At 42.4% G+C, this 6,769-nt stretch carries 6 protein-coding genes and 1 pseudogene; 2 read left to right on the plus strand and 5 right to left on the minus strand.

The features are described 5' to 3' along the window. Positions 1 to 14: 14 nt before the first annotated feature. The 3 genes and pseudogenes from J5X94_RS13590 to parA form a co-directional block, all read right to left on the minus strand. Positions 15 to 794 (minus strand): annotated as a pseudogene (locus J5X94_RS13590) (type I restriction endonuclease subunit R, EcoR124 family); the annotation flags it as partial. A gap of 150 nt (positions 795 to 944) precedes the next feature. Beyond that, positions 945 to 1,154, minus strand: a complete 210-nt coding sequence (locus J5X94_RS13595; protein WP_162799539.1) for a plasmid partition protein ParG — start codon at positions 1,152 to 1,154, stop codon at positions 945 to 947. 3 nt (positions 1,155 to 1,157) lie between these two features. Beyond that, on the minus strand, positions 1,158 to 1,796 hold the full coding sequence (gene parA / locus J5X94_RS13600; protein WP_114701984.1) for a ParA family partition ATPase: 639 nt from the start codon (positions 1,794 to 1,796) through the stop codon (positions 1,158 to 1,160). Between the two features lie 348 nt (positions 1,797 to 2,144). Here parA and J5X94_RS13605 point away from each other — a divergent pair, with 348 nt between their 5' ends. Further along, complete coding sequence (locus tag J5X94_RS13605) at positions 2,145 to 2,369, plus strand: helix-turn-helix domain-containing protein (protein ID WP_057758779.1); 225 nt, start codon at positions 2,145 to 2,147, stop codon at positions 2,367 to 2,369. A 155-nt stretch (positions 2,370 to 2,524) separates the two neighbouring features. Further along, complete coding sequence (locus J5X94_RS13610; protein ID WP_095570655.1) at positions 2,525 to 2,800, plus strand: hypothetical protein; 276 nt, start codon at positions 2,525 to 2,527, stop codon at positions 2,798 to 2,800. Between the two features lie 187 nt (positions 2,801 to 2,987). Here J5X94_RS13610 and J5X94_RS13615 read toward each other — a convergent pair whose 3' ends face one another. Further along, entirely contained in the window at positions 2,988 to 3,944 is a 957-nt protein-coding gene (locus tag J5X94_RS13615) for a hypothetical protein (RefSeq protein ID WP_114701938.1), read from the minus strand. 30 nt (positions 3,945 to 3,974) lie between these two features. Next, complete coding sequence (locus J5X94_RS13620; RefSeq protein WP_210541591.1) at positions 3,975 to 6,611, minus strand: MobA/MobL family protein; 2,637 nt, start codon at positions 6,609 to 6,611, stop codon at positions 3,975 to 3,977. Positions 6,612 to 6,769: the final 158 nt, after the last annotated feature.

Here is a 6,769-nt window from a genome sequence, read left to right on the forward strand (position 1 = left end):
TTCTATTGATTTAGCTAAACCTTCCCACCCACACCTTTAAACTTCTCAACGAAAGCTGCTATTTTCTGCAGAACACTTTGCTTCTTGGTCAGATACTGCGGGTTGAGAGGGTTTAGTTTAGGCAAGATAGCATTCAACTCTGTACCGTTCTCACTGGCGTACTCACGCTTTAGAGAAGCGGTAATATAACGCTTAGCAGCATCTTCATTCAGATTCTCAGCCGCAATCATATCTTTGACTTCACGTTGCTGCTCTACCTGAGCATAGCTAAAGAAGGCATCGATAATGCTGGATTTGTCAGGGATATTATCCAAGTTAGTTTGATTGATAAAATCTACCACCAAGCTTTCTTTGGCTCGGTTGCCAAGGCTTGCTCGAATCAAACGACGTACTTCTTCAACCAAAGCAGACTTGTCCTTGGTGTTTTTATTATGCTCAAAAATTAGCTCAAGGATATAATCTAGATTGATCTCCTGTGATTTGAGCAAGTCTATTTCAAAGACAACCTCATCCCAATCAATCGAAGACTCATCTTGCTGGTCACCCGCCTTTTCACGACGTAGCCAATCGCGTATATCGTTATAGGTTGAGCGATAATCTTGTACGGTACGTTCAGCAGGCACTTTAATAGTTTGCATAGCGGCTATCTCATCATCGTTTAGGTAATGCTCATCCTTAAACGTCTCAACAGCGTCAGCATCGGTCACATCCAAGTCTTGCAGTGCTTTTAGGCTTGCAAACTCATCATAGTTTTGTAATATATTCTCGACACGTAAATACTCCCCGAATAACAGAGATAAGACTCCTTCATCATCTGCTACCACACCATCGACCATATACAGATCTATATCTGTTTTAAAACTTGATAAAGCCATTTTATGACTTTCAATAAACATTTAGCATGATCCTTTATTCTGAGCTACTTTATTTGTAACTTACAGAAACTACCGTTCAACTATTTTCTCATCAATCATTTCAGTTAATAGCTCAGTCACTGTCTTTCGGTTATCAAGCGCAAACTTTTTGAATGCAATATACTTATCTTTGTCAATGTTAAAGTTTACTCGTGCCGTTTTTTGAGGACTATCGGTCACGTCTGACAAAGATAACTCATCTTTTACCTTCTTACTGGGACGACCTGCTGCTAAGCTCATCATTTACTCCTTATCAAAAAATGTTTTAACTTCATTAACCAATACCGTCATTTCTTGTACTGCATTACTGTTCACTGACTCAGTATCAAATACGGTCTTGCCTAATGCTGCGCTATTTGGATAACTTACACGCTGCATAATTCTACTATCTAACACAGGTAGACCGTACTCTAGTAAAACTGAAGCCACTTCCTTACCAATATTAGTATTCTGGATTGCCCTAGACACTACAAAGGCTGCTTTTAGTTTACCGTCAGTCATCTCTATACGCTGCTTTACTAAGTCTACTAAATCGCTAGTCGCCCAAACATCGTATGGGCTAGGCTGTACAGGAATTAATACAAAATCAGCTGCTTTAATTGCAGATAAAGCCAAACTAGTTGCTTGTGGTGAACCATCAATCACAACATACTCTTTATCAGAGACATTTTTTAGATCTTTATCAAGCGTAGGTCTATCGAGACCTATCACTGGTACTGGATTATCTTCATCTACAGCTCGCCAATCACGTGCACTGCCCTGCTGGTCACTATCTACTAGCAATACACTATGTCCTTGCAGCTGCAAGCCACGAGCTAATTGAGTGGCAATAGTTGTCTTGCCACTGCCTCCTTTTTGATTCAACACAGCAATGACTTTCATAGAGCAATCCTAATTTTGAGTATTTGAGTATTTGAGTATTTGAGTATTTGAGTATTTGAGTATTTGAGTATTTGAGTATTATTAAGACTTTACTCAATAGTTAGATGAATAGCAACATTTTTAAAAAATAACTATATCTTTGATATCGACTGAATTTCTATGTGAATAATATTCATAAAACTGCATAAATTTGTCAAAGACTGAGATGCCCCAGTAAACTGACTGCTAACATATAAAGTGTAGCTATCAAGTATCAATATGAGCTACTAAAAGCAATACTTTAGCCGCTCATATTCGTTATAATCCGCTCACCAATCAAAAACCACTAATATGAATGAGGGAACCACTATGGTGAAGTGTCACTTATCGACCATCATGGGTGAAAGACGCCTTAAAATTGCCGATATCTCAAGAGATACTGGCATCAATCGTGGCACCATTACTCGCATGTATCATGAAGAAGCCACCCGCGTTGATCTAGATGTCATCGAGTCTTTATGTACTTATCTTAGAATCAATGTTGGTGATTTATACGAAATCATAAATGAGGACAGCAGTGAGTCACCAGCATAAATAACGTTGTCATGAGCTGTGATTGTCTTTAAACGAATAAAAAGACCTACAGAAGGTTATTTTCTCTTGCAATAGATTAAAATATAGGTATAATTTGACCTGTAGTAAGTCATTTTATTTATTATATGTATATAATGGTCTATAGGAGAATACCAATGAATAACAATCTATCTCGGCTCAATAGCTGCACATGGTTTAGTGAACAGACTAAAACGTTAGCCTCTCAGCTGTTATTAAGCTTACAAATACAGCAAGGCGTACAGCTGGCAACCCTACTTGGTGTTGACCCCATTCTTTATAATGATGAAGCGGTTTATGTCTGGGTGCAACGACAGCTAGATGACGGTCTTATCGTTGACGATCATGCGTTAAGCACCCTTGAAACTGCTTTTATAGAGTTGGTCACAGCTCACACTGACCAAGCAGCGTAATGGCTTTAGCTTATATTTACAGACAACTTGTTTAACAAGAAACAATAACCCTTAAAGCCAGATAAAGTGTCATTATCTGGCTTTTTGATATAGACAAAGATAACGACAATCAAACAAGCTTTTTTCAGTCTTATATGTCTCAGAAGACGCACTTTTGGGCAATATGGCTTACTATTACCATATGCCTTTACTCAGTCGGCTCTGCACGCGGCACCCCAGCTATTTTATAATAAACAAAGCCTCTCTCATCTCTCAAAACACTTTTACTGTCTGCTCTAACGCACCAGCTGATTGCATCAGGCTGCGCTTCATTAACATCACAAGCCAAAATAATCTGCTGACTTTGAGCGTTATCAAATGCCTGCTTCCACCCCGTTTCAAGCTCATCGATGCCGCGCTGTAGCTCTGCTTGCTGGTATCTCATCTCTGCAATCTCATCAAAGCTTGGCACATACCAAAATACCAGGGCCACCAAACTTATTATCACAGCCATCGTACCCGCTGCGACAGCGGCTGCAATCCTTTTAATACTCATAGTCTCAATGGACTTATGAATTTTGTCCAAGTCTTTACTAGCTCTACCCTCAACCTGTTCAATCCGCGTTTTGGTGGTGGTCTCAAAGGTCTCAATATCTTCAATAATCTGCTTATGACCAGCTTGGTACTGATTGGTGAATAGGGCTAGATTGTCAGCGCCTGCGCCAAGCTTGTCAGCCACCGCTTGCATGGTACTCACTTGTACCTCTATGCTGTCGTTTTTAGCAGTGACGACCGACTCTACAGCCGTATCAATCTGCTGTTTCATATCGGTGATGATGCCTGCTATTTTGTCATCATAACGACGCGGCATATCATTGTCAGTAAAAGCAGTCACTGCCGCTTGTAGCTGCTTTAACACGAGTTCTTGATACTGACTCAATGCCTGCGAAGTCGTGCTTGCGCTACTACCTAATTCTTCAATGGCAGAAGACACCTCATTCACCTTGCTATCAATACCGCTAAGCGAACGCTCAAGCCGCCTCGCTACCGCATCATCGGCTCGCTTAATCAGCTCACGCAAGGCCCCAATGACCGGAGTCAATGAAGTCACTAGGTTAACAAGTTGATCGTGTATGTCTTGCTCAGTGCGGTCATTTTTATTCATAGTAAGTACTCATTATTGTAATCATCACAACTAAAATGGGCGTGGTGACGAGTAATGGCGCGCTTTTTCTTGAACAGCCTTGTCTATATCCAGCACTTGTGCGGCCAAGATTTGCGCTAAATTTTGCGTGCCCACGCGGATGTCAGGAACCTGCTCAAAACGCTCATTAAGCGCGTTTATAGTATCAATTTTATGACGGTCGCTAGGAAGCGTGCCGAGCGCTTGTAATAGTGTCTGTACCGATGTATCTCTGTCTATCGTCACCCGTTCTGCATCCGTGTCTCGCAAACGCTTTTGCAACGCGGTGACGTTATCAGTATGCTGAAGCGTTTTTAAAACGAGGGCCTCAGCAGCTAACTTTTCAGCCACCTCTATCACAGTGGCAGTAGTATCAATCGCTTTAAAGTCGATCTTATCAATACGGTCTTTAACCCGTACCAGCATATTATCAAACCTGCTCTGATACGCCTTGACTTCTGCCTGTCGGGTACGCGCAAGGGCAGTAGCATCTTGCTCTTTTTGTTGTTTTTCTTGCCGCCGCTTCTCTGCTTCCTCTCGTGCACGCTCAGCCTTTTTCTTAAGCTCTGCTTGCTCATGTGCTTTGTTGAGCTGGTACTGAAGCCTCATCGTACGGTTGCGCCAGTCATCAAGCCGATCTGCGTTCAATTGAGTGGTCTTGGTACGGGTAATCTCATCGTATAAGTCATCATCTTGCACAATCACCGCTTCACTTTGATCAAGAAGGGCAATACGCTGCTCATAAAACGGCGATAGGCGCTGATAGGTTTTTTGACTGGTATTGATTTGCAGCTTTAATTGTTTGATGTCTTCATTATTGGCGGTTTTAAATGTCTTTACATCAGATACAAGCATCTTCAAACGTGCCTCAGCGGTATCATCTATCTCTACCGCTTTAAGAGCACGCAGCGCCTCACGCTCTTGCTCAAGCGCTTTAAAACGCTCAACATCAAGATCTGCCAGTGCCGCGAACTTATGATAGGTGTCAAGGTTGCTCGTTATCTCGATCGCCTGCAAATCCTCAAACGTCTCCCGCCAGTGCCGCTGCAGCTCAGTTTTTTCAATATCAATCTCATCAAGCGCTTTAAAGTCAGTAGCCAGCTTATTCAGCGTTGCGGCAAACGGTTTTAAGGTGGCCTTTAGCGCCTTATGATCATCAATAACTCGATTGTTAAGGGGAATAAGATTTTTTAAAACCGCTTTATTGTTCAGCACCGTTTTATCAATCTGTGACAGCTGCTCTTCAAGGCGGCTAACAGCGCGGCCTGTTTGTAGGGTGTCATCTTGTCTAAACTGATCAACCGACGCTAAAGCCGTCTTTAGTGCCTCGCTTTGCTCTTTCGTATGTATTTTCCGGGCAAGCTCAATCATTTTTTGGCGGGGCTCGCTAAAATCCTGTCCCACCTCCTTGGTGAACCGCTGGGTACTCTTAATGTTTTTATCAATGGTAATAATCTGTTTAGACTGAAGCGCTAACTCTTCATACAGCGCATCAATGGTTGAAAATAAGGCGCTGCGTACCATCTTTTTTTGACTCACAAAGTCGGCTGAAATTGCTAAAAGCTCATCAAGTGCGTGATCATTGGCCACATCACTATGCGTCTGACTGTTATTTTTAGGGATAGCGGGTTCAAGTTCAGCGGCAGGATCTACAAAGCGGATATTACTGAGCTCAATTCGCGCAAAGGGCTTACGCTTTTTATAATGTACTGTGACGCCGTTAACCTCTTGCTCATTGCTTTCTAGGTCAATACGTCCCTTGTCGTCATACTCAATTACCAGACCATTTTTTTCAATGTAAGCATTGATCTCATCAATCGTCTCGTTGTACTCATGAATCACTGAACGATTGCCTTTGAGAATATCCTTATACAATGACTTGCCCAGTTTCATTTTTGGTAAAAGACTGATGCCCAGCTCACGGTAGGATTTCTCACTAATGGTTTTATTCTCAGGCAGTAGCTTATTGGCCATATCCGCCCAAAGGGTGCGTTGATATTTAAGCTCATCGCCGCGCCCGTTTAACCCCTTAGATAAACGCTCCTCCGTTGACCACTGCAGCCAATTCTTGCGTGCTGATAAAGCATAACCCTCAACATCCGCTACTATCTCACGGCTTGAGAGTAAAATATGGGCATGAAAATTACGACTGGTCAGCTCAACCACTTCAACCTCCCCCACATGTTTCTCGTGACTGTGGGGCCGATGAATGGCCACATCGACAAGCACGTTATAACGATCAGATAAGGTTTGAGCGTAGCGCTCGGCCAGAACTATACGCTGATCAGCGGTGATCCCATCAGGAAACATCACATCAATCTCAGTACCCAATTGCGCGTTTTTACGAGTCTCAATGCGTTCGATATCATTCCAAAAACCCTCACGTGTCACTGCTAGATCCCCAGCAAGAGTTGGCGTTATCAACGCCATATGCACCACATTTTTCTCAATAACTTGCGTATATTTAGTGCCATCACTGTCCACTAAGTTTAAGATTTTATCTTTAGCTTTACTGGTATAATCGTGGACGACTCCTGACTGCCCATCAACCAGTTTTGAGCCAGAATTATAAGCCGACTTTGCCACCACGCTATGATTTTTCGCCTTACTAACGGCGCTAACCGACAGATGAAAACCTTTATTATTCATAGCAAAAAAACCCAATATTGAGTGATGATTTTTTGGGGGTTGTAGGGGGTTCGCCCCCTGCCGGACGACGGAGTTTATGTAAAAAAAATAGCGCCCCTTGTGGGCCTTTTTTACATAAACTCCTAAGTTCGCTCTTAACAGAGGGTTAAAATACTACT

The organism is Psychrobacter sp. K31L, assembly GCF_017942195.1.
GTDB classification, from domain to species: domain Bacteria; phylum Pseudomonadota; class Gammaproteobacteria; order Pseudomonadales; family Moraxellaceae; genus Psychrobacter; species Psychrobacter glaciei.